The following is a 16,410-nucleotide window of genomic DNA, read 5'->3' as shown; positions in this document are numbered from 1 at the left end:
CGTAGCCCTCGCGATCCCGGGCTTCGCGCGCGTTGCCCTCGCGATCCCGGGCTTCGCGCGCGTTGCCCTCGCGATCCCGGGCTTCGCGCGCGTTGCCCTCGCGATCCCGGGGCTAGCTGTTCCTCAGAAGCTGTTCGGGCCGAAGCGGAAGATCGCCAGGACGGCGGCCAGGATCAGCACGACCGCGTTGATGGTGATCGGTGGGTACTCCTTGCGGCGGGCGTGGACGATGATCGCGCCGGCCATGGTGATGGCCAGGCCGACCGCGGCCAAGGGGACGAGCACCGGGGCGATGTCGACCAGCGCGGGCAGGACCAGGCCGATCGCGCCGAGCACCTCGACCGCGCCGATGAACTTGAGCGCGCCGGCGGAGAAGTCCTTGGTCCACGCCATCCGCTCGGCCTCGCCCAGCTTCGCCTTGGACTGGAGCAGCTTGGCCGCGCCGGCGGCGAGGAAGAAGGCGGCCAGCACCCAGGCGACGATCCACAGAAAGGCGTTCATGTTCCACTCTCGGTAGTTGGTTGACGCTTCAAGTCAAGGTAGCGCGGTTGAGTTGAAGCGTCAACCAAGCCGGTAGACTGACCGGATGGCGGAGGATGTTCGGTGGCTGGATCCCGACCAGCTGCAGGGATGGATGGCGCTGGCCGGGATGCTCTTCAAGCTGCCCGGCGCGCTCGACTACCAGCTGCAGCGCGACTCGGGCCTGAATCACTTCGAGTACACGGTGCTCGCCGCGCTGTCGGAGTCGCCCGATCGGTCGCGACGGATGAGTGACCTGGCCGGCGAGGCGAACGGCACGCTGTCGCGGTTGTCGCACGTGGTCAAGCGGCTGGAGAGCCGCGGCTTCGTGGATCGCCGGCCGTGCGACGAGGACGGCCGGATCACGGTCGCCACGCTGACCGACAAGGGGTACGCCTACCTGGTGGACGCGGCGCCCGGGCACGTCGAGATGGTCCGCGAGTACGTCATCGACGCGCTCACGCCGGAGCAGCTCGAGCAGTTGAAGGTCATCAGTCAGCAGATCCTCGCGAAGGTCGATCCCGGGCGGTCTTGTTAAAGGCCTTGCCTCGTACCGCACGGTCGTGCTCTTATTCGACCGTGAGCAAAGGTGAGGAGACCCGGGCGGCGGTGCTCGACGTCGCCGCGGCGCAGGTCAGCGTGATCGGTCTGAGCGCGCTCAGCATCGGGCTGCTCGCCGAGCGGACGCAGCTGTCGAAGAGCGGCCTGTTCTCCCACTTCAAGTCCAAGGAGCAGCTCCAGCTCGATGTGATCGACTGGACCGCGGACCTGTTCGCCGAGCGGGTCGTCCGGCCGGCGCTGAAGGCTCCGCGCGGCGAGGCCCGCCTGCGCGAGCTGTTCGACCGCAAGCTGCGCTGGGCGCACGGCGATCTCGCGCTGCCCGGCGGCTGCTTCTTCTACAGCGTCTCCGCCGAGCTGGACGACGCGCCACCGGGTCCCGTCAGAGATCGTTTTCTGCAGGTGTACCGCGACTACATCGACGCGATCGCGACGGTCTTCCGGACCGGGATCACCGAGGGCCAGTTCCGGCCGGACGCCGATCCGGAGCAGTACGCCTTCGACATCCAGGGCGTGCTGATGGCCTTCCATCACGCCAGCCGCCTGCTCGGCGACAGCCGGGCCGAGGCGCGCGCGTGGGCGGCCTTCGAGACGCTGGTCGACGCGGCGCGCAGCTAGACACCAGAGACCTTCGAGTGGGGGAGACCCAGCGGTGAAAAAAAGCACGATCGTACGATTCCATGTGGTCAGTTTCCGGATTCTCGAGCGAGTGGCGCCGTCGATCGGCGGCCGGCTGCTCGACCGGCTGTGGTTCCGCCTGCCGTCCGTACCGGAGAACGCGCGCCGATCGCGGGTCGACCTTCCCGCCGGTACGCCGTTCGAGGTCCCCTTCGCGGGAGGGACCATCCGGGGCCACCAGTACGGCGACCAAGGCCCGCTCGTCTACCTCGTCCACGGCTGGGGCGGCTGGGGCCTGCAGCTCGCGGCCTTCATCCCGCCGCTGGTCGCCGACGGATTCCGCGTGGTCGCGTACGACGCCCCGAGCCACGGTGAGTCCGCGCCCGGCCTGGTGGGCAAGGGCCGCAGCTCGCTGCCGGAGCTGGCGGACGTGTTCCAGGTGGTCGTCGCGGATCGCGGTCCGGCGTACGGCGTGATCGCGCACTCGCTGGGCGCCGCGGCGGTCACGCATGCGCTGCAGCACTTCGCTGAGCCGGAGCGGGTGGTGTACGTCGCCGCGGCGACGGACTTCGCGGACTGGCTGGACGGGTTCCAGGCGGCGTTCGGGTTCGGGCCGCGCGTTCGGGCCGCGTTCCTGCAGAGGTTCGCGCGCAAGTTCGGGCCGATGGAGAGCTACGAGGGAGTGCACGTGGTGACCGAGCTCGTGAGCGAACGGGAGCTGCCGCCGCTGTTGGCGATCCACGACCGGGGCGACCGCGAGACCGAGGCCGACGGGAGCATCCGGCTGGCGAAGGCCTGGCCGGGCGCGTCCGTCGAGCTGACCGAGGGGCTCGGGCATCGGCGGGTCCTGCGCGACTCCGCGGTGATCGGCAGCGCGCTGGGCTTCTTATCCACAGATTGGGAAGGCGGCCACATCGCGAGCGCCGCGCAGGAGACAATGGAGGGGTGACAGACCTCTTCTCCAGCTCCACTTCCAGCCGGCTGCCGGACTTCCCGTGGGACAAGCTTGCCCCGTTCAAGCAGAAGGCGGCCGACCATCCGGACGGCATCGTCGACCTGTCGATCGGGAGTCCGGTCGACCCCGTGCCCGACCTGGTGAAGAAGGCGCTGGCGGACGCGGCCGACGCCCCGGCGTACCCGACAACGCTCGGTACGACGACGGCGCGGCAGTCGGCCGTCGACTGGCTGGAGCGGCGGCTCGACGTACCGGGGGTGGATCCGCAGACCGGGGTGCTGCCGGTGATCGGCACCAAGGAGCTGATCATGCTGCTCCCGATGCTGCTCGGCGTCGGGGCCGGCGACACCGTGCTCATCCCCGACCTCGCGTACCCGACGTACGAAGCTGGTGCGGCGCTGGCGCGAGCCGAGAGCGTGCCGGTCGCCGACGTGACCCAGTACGACGGTCCGGCGACCGTGGCGTACTTGAACTCCCCGCGGAACCCGTCGGGCGAGATCACCTCGGCCGAGGAGCTCCGGGCCGCGGTGGAGTGGGCGCGGGCCAACAACGTGCTGCTGGTGAACGACGAGTGCTACGTCGAGTTCGGGTGGGACGAGCAGCCGGTGTCCGTGCTGCACCCGGACGTGTGCGGTGGGTCGTTCGACAACCTGCTGGCGGTGCACTCGCTGTCGAAGCGGTCGAACCTGGCGGGGTACCGGGCCGGCTTCGTGGCGGGTGACGAGCGGATCGTCGCCGAGCTGCTGGCGGTCCGCAAGCACGCGGGGCTGATGGTCCCGTCGCCGATCCAGGCGGCGATGGCGGCGGCGTTCGCCGACGACCAGCACGTCGAGGAGCAGCGGGCGCGGTACATCCGGCGGCGCTCGGTGCTGCGTGAGGCGCTGACCGGTGCGGGCTGGGAGATCACGCTGTCGCAGGGCGGGCTGTACCTGTGGGCCGAGCACCCGTCGTACGACGCGTACGGCTCGGTGGAGGCGCTGTCGGAACTGGGCATTCTGGTGGCGCCCGGGGCCTTCTACGGGACGGCCGGGGAGAGGAACATTCGAGTTGCCCTCACCGGGACCGACGAGCGGATCGACGCAGCCGTGAAAAGACTGCAGACCTAAAGCGAACCTGAACGTCCTTCGCGGCGTCATTCCTGGTGAGGGGTGGCGGGGCCGAACGGTCCCGTCCAGTGGGGAGGACGGCCATGGGGAGAGCTCTGCCTACAGTCGCGGTGGTGGCGCTGCTTGCGTTGCTGCCGCTGAACGCGCATGCCGAGGTCGCGCCCAGCGTGCCGACGGGTACGCCGGTGTCGACGGCGGTCGCACCAGAAGCCACGCCGCCGGCCGCGACCGAGGAAGCGACGCCGGCGCCGGACGAGACGCCGGCGCCGACCGACAAGCCTGTCGAGCCGCCGACTACCAGCCCGACCGAGACCCCGACCAAGCAGCCCTCGCTGGCTGCCGCGCCGTTGGCGATCTCGCTGGACCAGCCGGCGACGACCTGGGAGGACCGGCCGCTGTCGTTCACCGGCAAGCTCAACAACGGCGCCGTGAACTGGTACCTCTCGCTCTGGCAGGCCCTGCCCGGCGGCTGGACCCTGCGCGGCGCGACCAAGTCGACGGCGGGCGGCGCGTACAAGATCGCCTACACCCCGACCGGCCCGATCCGCACCACCTTCCGCGTCGTCGTCGGCCCGAAGTTCTACGGCACGCCGGCGATGTCACCCGCGCGGATCGGCACCGCGCAGGACCGCCGGATCGTCATCACCAAACCCGCCGCGTCGTACGTCGCGCTGACCGGCGTCGCCGTCACCGGGACGACGGTGCCCGCGCAGGCCGGGCTCGAGGTCGTGCTCCAGGACCTGCTCGGCAGCGGCGCCTGGCGCTGGCTGACCAGCGTCAAAACCGATGCCAAGGGCAACTTCCGGCTGCCGTTCCCGGACAACTTCCCGTCCGGCCGGTCGGTCCGCGTGGTCAGCCGCGGTGTGCCCACCACGGCCGTCGAGGTATCGGCGTCGGCGTACGTCGTGGTCAAGGCCGGGCTCAACGCGAAGGTCTACGCCGTCGCCGCCAGCATGGTTCCGAAGACCTACCGCGCCGGCTGCCCGGTCGGGCCGGCGTCGCTGCGGCTGCTGACGATGAACCACTGGGGCTTCGACGGCCTGCTGCACAAGGGTGAGCTGATCGTCCGCGACGCCGCCGTGCAGAAGATGATCACGGTCTGGACCGCGAACCTGAACGCCAAGTTCCCGATTCGGCGGATGACCCGGGTCGACGTGTTCGGCGGCAGCGACGTCCGCGCGATGGAGGCCGACAACACCTCGGTGTTCAACTGCCGCCAGGTCACCGGCGACCCGTACTCCCTGTCGCCGCACTCCTACGGCTACGCGATCGACATCAACACCCTCGAGAACCCGTACCTCGCCGCCAACGGTGTCTGGTACCCGAAGAACGGCCTGTCCTACCGCACTCGCGGCGTCGCTCGCCCCGGCATGCTGTTCGCCGGCAGCACGCTGACCAAGGCCCTGACCGCCCAGGGCTACTTCTGGGGAGCCCGCTGGGCCAAGCCCGACTACCAGCACTTCGAGCCCAAGTGAGAAGCCAGTACGCCAGTACGACGCGCAGCGCGGCTGCTGCTGCCGTCCTAGTCACCGCCCTGCTCGCCGGCTGCACCAGCGCCCCGGCCGCCGAGCCGAGCCCGACCCCCACCCTCAACATCCCCAGCACCGTAGGCGGCACAGTCCCCATCCCCACAATCACGCCCGACACAGCCAAGCCCACCGACGCAGCCAAGCCCCCGGCCACACCCGACCAGGCCACCGCACCTCCTCCCGCAGCAGCCGGACCGGTCTCCAGCCAGAACCTGCCCCCAGCAGACAAGCTCGGCAGCGGCTGGAAGACCTACGTCGACAAGGGCGGAGCCGAAGCAGGCTGGCTGGGCAACGACACCTGGACCAGAGAGCGCAGCGGACACCAGGCGGCGTACGAGGCTCTGCCGGTGGGCTGCTCCGGGCGGATGCCGACCGGCTCGCTGCCGATCCCACTGCACGCCCTGCAGGCGACGTACCGGACTGGCTCGGACCAGCCCGCTACAGCTCTGCTGCTTCGCTTCGCTGACCAGGAGCAGGCTGAGCAGTACTACACCGGGTACGAAGCCCGCATGACTGCCTGCGGCACCACGACAGACGCCCAGCTCGCAGTAGAGCCGCTGTGGTCGGAGCAGGACGCCGCAGCCCAAGTGCGCCGGTACGCGAACGCCGGGCCGTATGCCGAGGCCGTCGTCCGCCAGGGCAGCACCGTGGCGCTCCTCGCCGCTCAGGACGTCGAACCGACCGCCGAGTGGGCGCACAGTGTCGTCCCCGTACTCCGGAGTGTGATCGATTCGGCATGAAAAATGTACTACCTTTCAGTTTTTTCTCGGCCTAGACTCCGACCATGGGTGATTTCGACCGGTACGGCCGGCTGACCGCCGAGCTGGACCCACCGTTCGCGGTGGTGGATCTGGCCGCCTTCCGCCGGAACGCCGACGACCTGGTCCGGCGGGCCGCCGGCGTGCCGATCCGGGTCGCGTCCAAGTCGGTGCGCAACCGCGGGCTGCTCACCGAGGCGCTGCAGCGGCCCGGGTTCCACGGCGTGATGAGCTACGCGCTGCCCGAGGCGCTCTGGCTCGCACGCAACGGCGTCGACGACATCCTGATGGGCTACCCGACCGTGCACCGCGCCGCCCTGCGCGAGCTGGCCGGCGACGCCGAGGCGGCCGCGCGGATCACGCTGATGATCGACGACATCGAGCATCTCGCGTTCATCAAGCAGGTCACCGGCGGCGGCGAACGGATCCGGGTCTGTCTGGACGTCGACGCCTCGCTGCGGGTCTTCGGCCAGCACCTCGGCGTACGGCGTTCTCCGCTGCGAACGCCGGAGCAGGTGCTCGCGCTCGCGCGGCAGGTCGTTGCCGACGACGCCTTCGAGCTGGTCGGCGTGATGTTCTACGAGGCCCAGATCGCCGGGCTGCCGGATACGTCGCCCGCGGTCCGCTGGGTGAAGCGGCGCTCCGCTGCCGAGCTGGCCGACCGTCGTGGCGCGGTCGTCGACGCGGTCAAGCAGGTCGCGCTGCTCCGGCTGGTGAACAGCGGCGGCACGGGCAGCATCGAGATCAGCAGCGCCGATCCCGCGGTCACCGAGGTCACCGCCGGCTCGGGTCTGTACGGCCCGACCCTGTTCGACAAGTACGACGTGTTCCAGCCCGAGCACGCGGTCGCCTACGCATTGGGCGTCGTACGGCGTCCGACGCCGCGGATCGCGACCCTGTTCGGCGGCGGGTACGTCGCGTCCGGCCCGGCCAAGAAGTCGCGGCTGCCCGCCCCGGCCTGGCCGCTCGGCCTGAAGCTGCTCGGGACCGAGGGCGCCGGCGAGGTGCAGACCCCGGTCGAGGGCGAGCACGCGCGCGGGCTGAAGATCGGCGACCGCGTGTGGATGCGCTACGCGAAGGCAGGCGAGATGCTGGAGCGGTTCGACCGGCTGTACGCGGTCGACGGCAACGAGCTGACCGAGCTGGTGAGCTACCGGGGCGAAGGGAAGAACTTCGGATGAGCCGAACCGCACCGGCCGAGGGGACGGGCCGATGAGCACCTGGCGCAACTGGGCCGGCACCGAGTCGGCGACCGGCGTGGAGGTCCTGCGCCCGGGAACGACCGACGAGGTCGCGGCGGCGGTCAAGACCGCGGCCGAGCAGGGCAAGAAGCTCAAGGCGGTCGGCTCCGGCCACTCCTTCACCGGCTGCTCGGTCCCGGAGCAGGTGATGGTCCGGCTCGACGGACTGTCCGCGATCCAGTCCGCCGACCGGACGTCCGGCCGGGTCACCGTCGGTGCCGGCACCGGGCTGGCCAAGCTGAACGCCGGGCTCGCGTCGTTCGACCTCGCGATGGCCAACTTGGGCGACATCGACAAGCAGACGATCTCCGGCGCGATCTCCACCGGGACGCACGGGACCGGCGCGAAGCTCGGCGGCCTGGCGACCCAGGTGGTCGGGCTCGAGCTGGTCACCGCCGACGGTTCGGTGCTGCAGTGCTCGGCCGAGGACAACCCCGACGTCTTCGCGGCGGCCCGGGTCTCGGTCGGCGCGCTCGGCGTGATCACGGCGCTGACGCTGCAGTGCGTCCCGGCGTACCTGCTGCGCGCGCAGGAGATGCCGCTGCCGCTCGGCGAGGTGCTGACCGGCTTCGATGAACTTGCCGATGGCAACGACCACTTCGAGTTCTACTGGTTCCCGCACACCGACGTCGCGCTGACCAAGCGGAACAACCGCGTCTCGGAAGGCGTCGGCGCGTCGCCGGTCAGCCGGATCCGCGGCTGGGTGGACGACGAACTGCTGTCCAACAAGGTGTTCGAGCTGACCAACCGGCTCGCCGTCCGGCGGCCCGCGCTGGTGCCGCGGATCAACCAGCTCGCGTCCCGGGCGCTGTCCGCGCGCGAGTACGTCGACGCGTCGTACAAGGTGTTCTGCTCGGAACGGAACGTGGTGTTCCGTGAGTCCGAGTACGCCGTACCGCGGGAGAAGCTGGTCGAGGTGCTCGGCGAGCTGCGGGCCTGGATCGACCGGTCGGGGGAGCGGTTCCCGTTCCCGATCGAGGTCCGGGTGGCGGCGGCCGACGACATCTGGCTGTCCACGGCGCAGGGCCGGGCGACGGCGTACATCGCGATCCACCAGTACCACCGCCTCGACCACGGGCGGTACTTCACCGCCTTCGAGCAGATCGTCGCCGCGTACGGCGGCCGCCCGCACTGGGGCAAGCTGCACACCCTCGGCGCCGAGCGCTTCGCCGAGCTGTACCCGCACTTCGGCGACTTCCTGGCGGTGCGCGACCGGCTCGATCCGCAACGGGCGTTCGCGAACCCCTACACGCGGCAGGTCTTCGGCGACTAGCCTGCGCCCATGACACTCGAACCGGTCGTTGAGGACTGGCAGAAGGCGCTCGCGATCGTGGCGCACCCCGACGACCTCGAGTTCGGCTCGTCCGCGGCGATCGCGCGCTGGGCCGGGCAGGGCAAGGAGATCGTCTACGTGATGGCGACCTCCGGCGAGGCGGGCATCGACGGTCTCCCGCCCGAGCAGTGCGGGCCGCTGCGTGAGGCCGAGCAGATCGAGTCGGCGCGAATCGTCGGCGTCGACGTGGTCGAGTTCCTCGGCCAGCCGGACGGCACGATCGAGTACGGCGTCGCGCTGCGCAAGGTGCTCACCGCGGTGATCCGCCGGCACCAGCCGGAGATCGTGCTCACCAACAACTTCCGCGAGACCTGGGACGGCGACGTCGTGCTCAACCAGGCCGACCACATGGCCGTTGGGCGGGCGACGCTGGACGCCGTACGGGATGCCGCGAACCGGTGGATCTTCCCCGACGCGGGGGAGCGGTGGAACGGGGTGCGCCAGGTGTGGGCGTGCGGGTCGCCGGCGGGCCGGCACGGGGTCGACATCACCGACACCTACGCGACCGGGCTGGAGTCGCTGCGGGCGCACAAGGCGTACATCGAGGGGCTCGGCGGGTTCGATCCCTCGGAGTTCCTCGAAGGAGTGTCGCGCGCCGGCGGCACCCGCTTCGGGACCACGTTCGCGACCTCCTTCGAGGTGTTCACTCCCTAGAGAGCTTCCGCGAATCGCAGCACGTTCCCGTACGGATCGGTCACCTCGAGCGTCGGCCCACCGGGCGCGTCCGCATCGATCCCCGGTCGCAGCGGCTGATTCGTCTGCGCGTGCAACCGCCGGTGCAACTCGTTGACATCGGCAACGGGAATCCAGACGACTCCGTTCGGGCTCCCGTCCCCGTGGTGCTCCGACAGATGGACCTTCGCGGACGCCCAGGACACCTGCGCGTACACCGGCATCCCCACGGCGAACAGGTGCTCCCAGTCGAGCTCGAACCCGAGGAAGTCGACGTAGAACGGCAGCGCGACCTCCATCGACATCACCCGCAGCACCGGAACGCTCGGCCCGGCAGCGACCCGCGCCGATCCGCCGGCGGCCAGGACGTTCCAGTCCTTGGCCCCTTGCTGGTGAGCCACCAGTTCCAGCGCCAGGCTGTGCGAGATCTCGATCCCCGCGGCAGCAAGGTCCCCGCGCAACTTCCGCGCGAGCGTCTTCGCGTTCTCAACCACACTCATGGACGGCCTTTCGTACGGCCCCACCGGTCCGGTGCTCGCGTTGTCGGATCAGGACCGCAGCGAAACCGCGTCCACGGATCAGGTTGACGGTGTGCTTCACCAGACCCCGAGGGGGCGCGAGCGGCAGGCCACACCAAGCCACTTCGAAGGTAGCAGATTTCAGTGCCGGAGACGCTGGGCGACCAGCACCAGCGAGGGAACGCCTGCCACGCTCTCGGACAGTCTGAGGTCGGCCACCGGTGCGAGCCCCGCCTCGGCGAGCAGGGCCCAGAGGTCCTCGGGCTGCCACAAGTAGGTGGTCCACTGCACCGGGTGCCCGCCGTACGCCTCGGTGCGACTGATCTCGCCGTCGCCTTGGTGCATGCCGAGGATGAGGTGCCCGCCGGGGACCAGGGCCCGGGTGAAGGACTCCAGGACCAGCGGCAGAACCGGCCGCGGCAGGTTGAACAGCGACCACCATCCGAGGATCCCGCCCAGAGAGGACTCCGCCAGCTCCAGCTCGGTCGCCGAAGCCACGGCGAACCGCTGGTCGGGGTGCAACCGCCGGGCGTGCTCGATCATCCGGGCCGACAGGTCGACGCCGGAGACGTCGAGGCCGCGCTCCGCCAGGTACGCGGTGACGTCTCCAGGACCGCACCCGACATCGAGAACCGGCCCGAGACCGTGCACCGCGGCCGCGAAACCGTCGATCGCCGTACGCAGCCAGGGGTACGTCGTGAGGTCGCCGAGGTTCAGCTCGACGTACGTGTCAGCGACGCGGTCGTAGGACGTCCGGACGAGGTCCAGGTCGGCCGGTTGCTCGATGCGGGAGGCAGTCATCCTGCCGGATGCTAGCCACAGCCTCCGGCAAACCGCCGCGCGTCAGGCGGGCGAAAGCTCGAGCGCCCTCGTCGCGTCGGCGAGCACGGCCGGCGAGGCGATCGACTGCCAGCGCGGGATCTGCTCCTGGAGGAACGGCCGGAGCTTCCCCGCCAGGTGAGGTGCGTGGTCGAGGACGTCGAGCTCGTTGACGATCGTCAGGTCGACGAAGTCGCGCAGCTCGGCGGTGCCCAGCTCCTCCGACGTACCGGTGAACCGGTCCGTCACCGTGCGGTGCTCGGCGAGATCGCGCCAGGTGGTCTCGCGCTCGCACGCGCCGTACCGGTAGACGAGCTGCTCGGCCTCGGGCCCGATCACCGCCTCCAGCACCGGCCGCTCCTGCTGCCAGTCGAAGAGGTGCGTCGGGAACCCGTCGGTCCCGTACGCCGCGTGCGCGAGCCCGGCGATCACCAAGGTGTCGGCGGCGCCGAGCGTGGTGAGCCGCTTCGCGACCCGGTGCAGGTGAACGTAGAGCGTGCCGCCGGCGTGTTCCAGCTCGTCAGCGCCGCGGACCAGCAGCAGCGATCCCAGGTCTTGGAAGGTGCTCATCTGACCTCTTCTGTTCGGAGCGGTCAGGGCCCGGAAGGTGAACCCAGAGCAAACACGGTACGGCGCTCAGGAGGCCCCTGCCCAGGACACGGCGCGCCGACTACGTCACACGCTTCAGCTCTGGCGTTTCTGGTCCGCCACCCAGCTCTCGATGCCGTCCAGGAACCGGTCCACTCCGAAGCTGAGCTCGAACGGCAGCCCGTCGGCCGGTTCACGGTTCCGTTGGCCGCTCGCACTCTCGGCGGCCTGGACGGCGGTCAGCGCCGGGAAGCTTTCCGGATCGATGTATTCAGCGACGAGCTGCTCCACATCGGCCTCGCTGCGCAGGAGTCCGTCGTCGGTGCTCGCCGTGTTGAGGCTGATCTGCGCCGCACCTCGTACGACGGCGGTCAGGTGCAGCGCCGCCGCTCTCGCCTCGCTGCCGACCAGGCCGGCCGCCAGCAGCGCGCGCAGCAGGCGCTCCAGCCAAGCCAGTTGATGAGGGCCCATGGGCGCGTGGTCGAGCGGCACGCGCAGGATCCAGGGGCGTCGCCGGAACCCGCTCCACAGCGCGTCGACCCACCCGCGGACCGCCTGCCGGTGGTCCGTGGTGTCGAGGTCGGGCGGCGGGCCGGCGCCGAGGTCCGCGGCGACCTCGAGCAGGAGGTCCTTGTTCGGGATGTGGTTGTAGAGCGCCATCGTCGAGTAGCCGAGCTCGGCGGCGATCCGCTGCATGGACAGCGCTTCGAGGCCGTCGGCGTCCGCGATCCGCACCGCCGCCTGCGCGATGTCCTCCACGGTGAGCCGGCGCCGCGGACCGCGTTGCCCTTCGGGCCGTCCCGCCCACAGCAGCGTGACGCTGCGCCGGAGGTCCGGGTCCTTGCCGTCGCGTGCGGTCATCCACCATCCCGTCGTCGGTCGTTCTCCTGCGCCATCCTAAATCTATGTACGCCGTACGTTTTATGTATGCTATACATAGTTTCAGCAAGCCTCCACCACCGAACGGACCGACATGACCTCGACCCTCAACGCACCCTCCACGACACCGCCGCCGCCACCGCCTCGCCGTAAGACGGTCTGGTGGCGCCGTACCTGGATCGCGCCGCTGATGTTCGCGGTGGCGGCGTTCCTGGCGTTCTCCGTGCCGCCGTACCTGACCTTCGACCCGGCCAACTCGCGCCTGGAGCCGCCGCCGGGCAACGACATCTACTACCCGCTGCTCGTCACGCACGTCCTGCTCGGCACCGTCTGCATGACGATCGCGTGCTTCCAGGTCTGGCCCGCGTTCCGCACCAAGCACCGGCGCGGGCACCGCATCGCCGGCCGGGTCTACGTCTTCACCGTGATCCCCGCCGCGCTCATCGGCCTGTACATCGGCTGGCACACCTCGGCCGGCCCGTCCGTCCGGGTCGCGAACCTGGTCGGATCGACGCTCTGGCTCGTCATCACGGTCGCCGCGTTCCGGCTGGCCCGGCAGCGCCGGTACGACGAGCACCGACGGTGGATGTCGCGCAGCTTCGCGCTCGTGATGATGATTCCGCTGAGCCGGGTGATCAACATCCCGGCGATGATCATCCTGACGCCGAAGGTGGACAGCACCTTCGGCGGCAACCAGCAACTGATGGAGAACACCGCGACGAGCATCGGGGTCTGGCTCAGTCCGCTGCTCACGCTGCTGCTCACGGACTGGCTGCTCGAACGGCGCAAGCCCGCGGCCGCCCGCCGCGCGACCTCCGGTACGACGAACCCAGCCGCCGCCGGTGCCGCCGATCTGACGAACCGAGGAGCCGGCCGATGAAGGTGTTCGCGGATCAGGACCGGTGCGTCGCGTCCGGGCAGTGCGTGTTCGCCGCGGAGGGCGTGTTCGATCAGCGCGACGAGGACGGCATCGTGATGGTCGTCGACGACAGCCCGCCCGACGACCGGCTGTACGACGTCCAGGACGCGGCGGCGGGCTGCCCGGCGCTCGCGATCACGGTCGAGGGCTGACGGCCGATGCTTCGCCACGTCGTGGTGGTCGGCGCGTCGGCCGCGGGACTCGCCGCCGCGGAAGGCCTGCGCAGCAAGGGGTACGACGGCCGGCTGACGCTGATCGGGGAGGAGCGGCGGCCGCCGTACGACCGGCCGCCGCTGTCGAAGCAGGTCCTGTCCGGCGCCTGGGAGCCCGAGCGCGTGGTGCTCCGGGACGAGGCGGCGATCAGCAGACTCGATGCCGATCTCCGGCTGGGGCAGACCGCCGTCGGACTGGACACTGCTCGGCGCACGGTGCGGCTCGCCTCGTCCGAGGCAACGACCAAGGAAGGTGATCAGCTTGAATTCGACGGATTGGTGATTGCGACCGGTGTTCGTCCTCGGCGTTTGCCCGGGAGCGACTTGGCCGGCGTCCACACCGTGCGGACGCTGGACGACGCCGTGGCACTGCGTGCGGCGTTGCAACGCGGCCCGAAGGTGGTTGTCGTCGGCGCAGGCTTCCTCGGCTCCGAGATCGCGGCGGCCGCGCGCGGGAGGTGGCTCGACGTGACGCTGGTCGATCCCCATCCCGCGCCGTTGCAGCGCCAGTTCGGCGCGGACGTCGGAGAGTTGGTCGGCCGGACGCATCGCGACCACGGCGTACGGCTGCGGATGAACACCGGTGTTTCGCGCTTCGTGTCCGCCGACGGCAGGGTGACGGGCGTCGAGCTCAACGACCGGACCGTGCTCGACGCCGACGTGGTCGTCGTCGCGGTCGGCTCGAACCCAGCGACCGAGTGGCTCGCGGACTCGGGTCTTTCGCTCCAGAACGGCGTCGAGTGCGACACGACGTGCCGCGCGGCGCCCGGGATCTACGCCGCCGGCGATGTCGCGTCCTGGCACAACCCGCGCTTCGACCGGCGGATGCGGATCGAGCACCGCCTCAACGCCGCCGAGCAAGGCGCCGCGGTCGCCGCCAACCTGCTCGGCGCGGACCAGCCGTTCGCCCCGGTCCCGTACTTCTGGAGCGACCAGTACGACGTACGCCTGCAGGCGTACGGCATCTTCCCGCCGGACGCGACGACGACCGTGGTGCACGGAGATCCCGCCGAGCGCCGCTTCGCCACGGCGTACGTCGAGCAGGACACCGTCGTCGGCGTCCTCGGCTGGAACTGCCCGCCGCGCGAGCTGCGCGCACTCCGTCAACTCGTCGCCGACCGCGCGCCGGCGCAACCCGCTCTCGTCCGTCCGTGAAAACCCTTCGGAGGAACAGATTCATGCAGGTCAGCACGTTCTTGTGGTTCGAGGACCAGGCGGAGGCCGCCGCCGAGCTGTACACGTCGGTGGTCCCCGCGTCGAAGATCCTGGATCGGCAGCGCGCGGCGGACGGCCGGGTCACCACGATCACCTTCGAGCTCGCCGGCCAGCGTGTGGTCGCCTACAACGGAGGAAGCCGCCTGCCGTTCACACCCGCTCTGTCGCTGTACGCCGTCTGCGACACCCAGGAAGACATCGACACCGCGTGGGCAGGGCTCACCGACGGAGGCCAGGAAGGCCCCGGCGGTTCGCTGACCGATCGCTTCGGCGTGAGCTGGCAGATCCTTCCCAGAACCCTGAACGGTCTCCTGACCGACGCCGAACCCGACGCCGCCGAGCGCATCCTCACGGCCCTGCACACCATGACCAAGATCAACATCCAGGCGCTGATCGACACCTGCGCCCGCGCTTCGGTGGTCCGCACGCTGGCCGCGGGAGGACGGTGATCATGGGACTCACAAAGTCGCGTCCCTGCCGCAGGCCCCGTCCTCCACTTTGAGCACCGGCCAGCCATTTCAGCGCGGGATTCATGGCTGGCCGGTGCTCAAGGTCGGAAGTGACGCGGTGTGGGAGGAGAGGCGGGGCGTCGACTCATCCGGGAGCAGCGGACGAGGCACGCGGAACCTCAGTGGGGGTCGTGGGCTCCGTGGAGGTGGTTGGGCCGTAGGGGTGCTGGGCGCGGTGGGGTGGAGGTGGTGGGCGCCGTGGGAGTGGTGTTTGTGCGTACAGCTCAGCCGTCGGTGGCGCGGACTCGGCGGGCGAAGAGCACGGCGGGCGCGGCGGCGGTGCCGGGGTCGCCGGCCAGGCCGAGGCCGTCGAGGGAGACGCCGAGGGAGACGCCGAGGGACATACCGGCGGCGTTGACTCCGGAGCGCCGTACCAGATCGAGGCCGGGGCCGGGGCCGGGGCCGGGCCGCGGGGACATTGGTGCTGCTGACAATGTGATCGCCCACACCGCGTTCATGATGCCCGCCTCAGCGACCACCGTCACCATCGGCGCCGCAACCCTCGTGGTCGAGCTGATCCTGCTCGCCCGCCGCGTACGGCGGGCCGGTGTCGGCGGCACCGGCCGCTCGATCGCCTGAACCGCCGGTGGTCCGGCTCGACCGCAGCACGCGTCTTGCCGGGCCGGGTGGCGGGATCGGAACGCGTCATGCCCGGCCGTTGGCCGGGTCGGGAACGCGTCATGCCCGGCCGTTCGCCGGGTCGGGAACGCGTCATGCCGGGCCGTTGGGAAGAACGGCCCGGCATGCTCCTCAGTGCGTCTGGATGGGGGCGGACGCCTCTGACCCCACCCAGGGGTTCCACGGCCGGAGTTGGGGGAAGACCGCGTCCGGCTGCGGGATCATGGGGTTGTTAGTCGTCCAGCTCGGCGAGGGCGCGCTTGGCGGCTTCGAGCTCGGCCTCGAGGGCGGCGACCTTGGCGGCCTGCTGCTCGCGGGCGGCGTCGATGACCTCGTCGATCGGGCCGGACAGGTCCTCGTGCAGCTCCTTGGCGGCGCGGGAGACGGCCGCGGCGGCGACGAGCAGGTTCTTGGCGATGTAGCTGTTGCCCTGCTTGAGCTCGGCCTTCCACTCGCCGTCGGCCGTGCCGGTGACGGTGAGCGTGAGCTCGAGGGTCTTGGTCTTCTTGGCCGCGGCCTTCTTCGCCGGCGCCTTCTTCGGCTTCTCGGCGACCGGGGCCGAGGTGGCCTCGGCCGGCGTGCTCGCCGGGTCGTCGGTCGAGGAAGTGTCCTCGGCGGCCGCGTCGGGAGCGGTCACGGCGGGAGCAGTCGCGTCGGTCGGCGTGTCGATCGCCTCGGCGGGAGTGTCGACGGCGTCGGTCTGGGCTTCTGCTGCAAAAGTGTCTACGGTCATCGTTGCGGCGATCTCCCTGGGTGACATGTCCCCGCCGAAGCGGGCTGGCGCTGAGAAAACATTAGAACATACGTTCGATCCCAGCGCCAATCCCACTGCCGCATCAACTAC

21 protein-coding genes are annotated in these 16,410 nt (G+C 70.3%); 14 read left to right on the top strand and 7 right to left on the bottom strand.

The window, feature by feature from the left end:
- Positions 1–123: 123 nt before the first annotated feature.
- On the bottom strand, positions 124–501 hold the full coding sequence (locus ACLQ2O_RS37160; protein ID WP_425841795.1) for a DoxX family protein: 378 nt from the start codon (positions 499–501) through the stop codon (positions 124–126).
- Positions 502–586: 85 nt separating this feature from the next.
- On the opposite strand from ACLQ2O_RS37160, the gene ACLQ2O_RS37155 reads away from it, so the two are divergent.
- The 9 genes from ACLQ2O_RS37155 (at position 587) to ACLQ2O_RS37115 (ending at position 9,271) form a co-directional block, all read left to right on the top strand.
- On the top strand, positions 587–1,057 hold the full coding sequence (locus ACLQ2O_RS37155) for a MarR family winged helix-turn-helix transcriptional regulator (protein ID WP_425841793.1): 471 nt from the start codon (positions 587–589) through the stop codon (positions 1,055–1,057).
- Positions 1,058–1,098: 41 nt separating this feature from the next.
- The gene (locus tag ACLQ2O_RS37150; RefSeq protein ID WP_425841790.1) at positions 1,099–1,695 is read left to right on the top strand and encodes a TetR/AcrR family transcriptional regulator; all 597 of its coding nucleotides are present in this window, start codon (positions 1,099–1,101) and stop codon (positions 1,693–1,695) included.
- Positions 1,696–1,786: 91 nt separating this feature from the next.
- Positions 1,787–2,644, top strand: coding sequence for an alpha/beta fold hydrolase (locus ACLQ2O_RS37145; RefSeq protein WP_425841787.1), 858 nt, complete (start codon positions 1,787–1,789; stop codon positions 2,642–2,644).
- Positions 2,641–3,756, top strand: a complete 1,116-nt coding sequence (gene dapC, locus ACLQ2O_RS37140) for a succinyldiaminopimelate transaminase (protein WP_425841785.1) — start codon at positions 2,641–2,643, stop codon at positions 3,754–3,756. Before ACLQ2O_RS37145 ends, dapC begins: the two co-directional genes overlap by 4 nt.
- 113 nt (positions 3,757–3,869) lie before the next feature.
- On the top strand, positions 3,870–5,231 hold the full coding sequence (locus tag ACLQ2O_RS37135) for a M15 family metallopeptidase (RefSeq protein ID WP_425841782.1): 1,362 nt from the start codon (positions 3,870–3,872) through the stop codon (positions 5,229–5,231).
- Positions 5,228–6,025, top strand: coding sequence for a hypothetical protein (locus ACLQ2O_RS37130; RefSeq protein WP_425841779.1), 798 nt, complete (start codon positions 5,228–5,230; stop codon positions 6,023–6,025). Before ACLQ2O_RS37135 ends, ACLQ2O_RS37130 begins: the two co-directional genes overlap by 4 nt.
- 44 nt (positions 6,026–6,069) lie before the next feature.
- On the top strand, positions 6,070–7,224 hold the full coding sequence (locus ACLQ2O_RS37125; protein WP_425841777.1) for an amino acid deaminase/aldolase: 1,155 nt from the start codon (positions 6,070–6,072) through the stop codon (positions 7,222–7,224).
- A 31-nt stretch (positions 7,225–7,255) separates the two neighbouring features.
- Positions 7,256–8,557: a D-arabinono-1,4-lactone oxidase gene (locus tag ACLQ2O_RS37120; protein ID WP_425841774.1), complete on the top strand. Its 1,302-nt coding sequence runs from the start codon at positions 7,256–7,258 to the stop codon at positions 8,555–8,557.
- A gap of 9 nt (positions 8,558–8,566) precedes the next feature.
- Positions 8,567–9,271, top strand: coding sequence for a PIG-L deacetylase family protein (locus ACLQ2O_RS37115; RefSeq protein WP_425841772.1), 705 nt, complete (start codon positions 8,567–8,569; stop codon positions 9,269–9,271).
- Here ACLQ2O_RS37115 and ACLQ2O_RS37110 read toward each other — a convergent pair.
- The 4 genes from ACLQ2O_RS37110 to ACLQ2O_RS37095 form a co-directional block, all read right to left on the bottom strand.
- Positions 9,268–9,789, bottom strand: coding sequence for a glyoxalase superfamily protein (locus ACLQ2O_RS37110; RefSeq protein WP_425841769.1), 522 nt, complete (start codon positions 9,787–9,789; stop codon positions 9,268–9,270). The two genes, ACLQ2O_RS37115 and ACLQ2O_RS37110, sit on opposite strands and share 4 nt — an antisense overlap.
- Before the next feature lie 159 nt (positions 9,790–9,948).
- A complete protein-coding gene (locus tag ACLQ2O_RS37105) occupies positions 9,949–10,608 on the bottom strand; it encodes a class I SAM-dependent methyltransferase (RefSeq protein WP_425841766.1) in 660 nt (219 codons plus the stop codon).
- Between the two features lie 42 nt (positions 10,609–10,650).
- Entirely contained in the window at positions 10,651–11,196 is a 546-nt protein-coding gene (locus ACLQ2O_RS37100; RefSeq protein WP_425841763.1) for a DUF6817 domain-containing protein, read from the bottom strand.
- A 114-nt stretch (positions 11,197–11,310) separates the two neighbouring features.
- Positions 11,311–12,075, bottom strand: a complete 765-nt coding sequence (locus ACLQ2O_RS37095; RefSeq protein WP_425841760.1) for a TetR/AcrR family transcriptional regulator — start codon at positions 12,073–12,075, stop codon at positions 11,311–11,313.
- 112 nt (positions 12,076–12,187) lie between these two features.
- Between ACLQ2O_RS37095 and ACLQ2O_RS37090 the strand changes: the two genes are divergently transcribed.
- Genes ACLQ2O_RS37090 through ACLQ2O_RS37075 form a run of 4 tightly spaced genes read left to right on the top strand, consistent with a single transcriptional unit; the run spans position 12,188 to position 14,888 of the window.
- Positions 12,188–12,973: a DUF2306 domain-containing protein gene (locus ACLQ2O_RS37090; RefSeq protein ID WP_425841758.1), complete on the top strand. Its 786-nt coding sequence runs from the start codon at positions 12,188–12,190 to the stop codon at positions 12,971–12,973.
- Positions 12,970–13,164 carry a ferredoxin gene (locus ACLQ2O_RS37085; protein WP_425841755.1) on the top strand — a complete coding sequence of 65 codons (195 nt, stop codon included), beginning with the start codon at positions 12,970–12,972 and terminating at the stop codon, positions 13,162–13,164. Before ACLQ2O_RS37090 ends, ACLQ2O_RS37085 begins: the two co-directional genes overlap by 4 nt.
- 6 nt (positions 13,165–13,170) lie before the next feature.
- The gene (locus ACLQ2O_RS37080) at positions 13,171–14,379 is read left to right on the top strand and encodes an NAD(P)/FAD-dependent oxidoreductase (RefSeq protein WP_425841752.1); all 1,209 of its coding nucleotides are present in this window, start codon (positions 13,171–13,173) and stop codon (positions 14,377–14,379) included.
- A gap of 23 nt (positions 14,380–14,402) precedes the next feature.
- Positions 14,403–14,888 (top strand): VOC family protein, encoded by a 486-nt coding sequence (locus ACLQ2O_RS37075; RefSeq protein WP_425841749.1) that lies wholly within the window; start codon positions 14,403–14,405, stop codon positions 14,886–14,888.
- Positions 14,889–15,172: 284 nt separating this feature from the next.
- Here the strand turns inward: ACLQ2O_RS37075 and ACLQ2O_RS37070 are convergent, their stop codons facing one another.
- Entirely contained in the window at positions 15,173–15,367 is a 195-nt protein-coding gene (locus ACLQ2O_RS37070) for a hypothetical protein (RefSeq protein ID WP_425841746.1), read from the bottom strand.
- 16 nt (positions 15,368–15,383) lie between these two features.
- Here ACLQ2O_RS37070 and ACLQ2O_RS37065 point away from each other — a divergent pair, with 16 nt between their 5' ends.
- Positions 15,384–15,527, top strand: a complete 144-nt coding sequence (locus ACLQ2O_RS37065; RefSeq protein ID WP_425841744.1) for a hypothetical protein — start codon at positions 15,384–15,386, stop codon at positions 15,525–15,527.
- 271 nt (positions 15,528–15,798) lie between these two features.
- Here the strand turns inward: ACLQ2O_RS37065 and ACLQ2O_RS37060 are convergent, their stop codons facing one another.
- Positions 15,799–16,299 carry a DUF6319 family protein gene (locus tag ACLQ2O_RS37060; protein ID WP_425841741.1) on the bottom strand — a complete coding sequence of 167 codons (501 nt, stop codon included), beginning with the start codon at positions 16,297–16,299 and terminating at the stop codon, positions 15,799–15,801.
- Positions 16,300–16,410: the final 111 nt, after the last annotated feature.

Origin of the sequence: Kribbella sp. DT2, assembly GCF_049844575.1 — a bacterium.
Taxonomy (GTDB): domain Bacteria; phylum Actinomycetota; class Actinomycetes; order Propionibacteriales; family Kribbellaceae; genus Kribbella.
This window is presented reverse-complemented; position numbering and strand designations above follow the sequence as displayed.

What these genes read in the sequence shown, in the direction of transcription:
- ACLQ2O_RS37160 (WP_425841795.1), bottom strand. Translation starts at nt 501, where the DNA reads ATGAACGCCTTTCTGTGGATCGTCGCCTGGGTGCTGGCCGCCTTCTTC.
- ACLQ2O_RS37155 (WP_425841793.1), top strand. Translation starts at nt 587, where the DNA reads ATGGCGGAGGATGTTCGGTGGCTGGATCCCGACCAGCTGCAGGGATGG.
- ACLQ2O_RS37125 (WP_425841777.1), top strand. Translation starts at nt 6,070, where the DNA reads ATGGGTGATTTCGACCGGTACGGCCGGCTGACCGCCGAGCTGGACCCA.
- ACLQ2O_RS37120 (WP_425841774.1), top strand. Translation starts at nt 7,256, where the DNA reads ATGAGCACCTGGCGCAACTGGGCCGGCACCGAGTCGGCGACCGGCGTG.
- ACLQ2O_RS37115 (WP_425841772.1), top strand. Translation starts at nt 8,567, where the DNA reads ATGACACTCGAACCGGTCGTTGAGGACTGGCAGAAGGCGCTCGCGATC.
- ACLQ2O_RS37110 (WP_425841769.1), bottom strand. Translation starts at nt 9,789, where the DNA reads ATGAGTGTGGTTGAGAACGCGAAGACGCTCGCGCGGAAGTTGCGCGGG.
- ACLQ2O_RS37105 (WP_425841766.1), bottom strand. Translation starts at nt 10,608, where the DNA reads ATGACTGCCTCCCGCATCGAGCAACCGGCCGACCTGGACCTCGTCCGG.
- ACLQ2O_RS37100 (WP_425841763.1), bottom strand. Translation starts at nt 11,196, where the DNA reads ATGAGCACCTTCCAAGACCTGGGATCGCTGCTGCTGGTCCGCGGCGCT.
- ACLQ2O_RS37095 (WP_425841760.1), bottom strand. Translation starts at nt 12,075, where the DNA reads ATGACCGCACGCGACGGCAAGGACCCGGACCTCCGGCGCAGCGTCACG.
- ACLQ2O_RS37090 (WP_425841758.1), top strand. Translation starts at nt 12,188, where the DNA reads ATGACCTCGACCCTCAACGCACCCTCCACGACACCGCCGCCGCCACCG.
- ACLQ2O_RS37085 (WP_425841755.1), top strand. Translation starts at nt 12,970, where the DNA reads ATGAAGGTGTTCGCGGATCAGGACCGGTGCGTCGCGTCCGGGCAGTGC.
- ACLQ2O_RS37080 (WP_425841752.1), top strand. Translation starts at nt 13,171, where the DNA reads ATGCTTCGCCACGTCGTGGTGGTCGGCGCGTCGGCCGCGGGACTCGCC.
- ACLQ2O_RS37075 (WP_425841749.1), top strand. Translation starts at nt 14,403, where the DNA reads ATGCAGGTCAGCACGTTCTTGTGGTTCGAGGACCAGGCGGAGGCCGCC.
- ACLQ2O_RS37070 (WP_425841746.1), bottom strand. Translation starts at nt 15,367, where the DNA reads ATGTCCCCGCGGCCCGGCCCCGGCCCCGGCCCCGGCCTCGATCTGGTA.
- ACLQ2O_RS37060 (WP_425841741.1), bottom strand. Translation starts at nt 16,299, where the DNA reads ATGACCGTAGACACTTTTGCAGCAGAAGCCCAGACCGACGCCGTCGAC.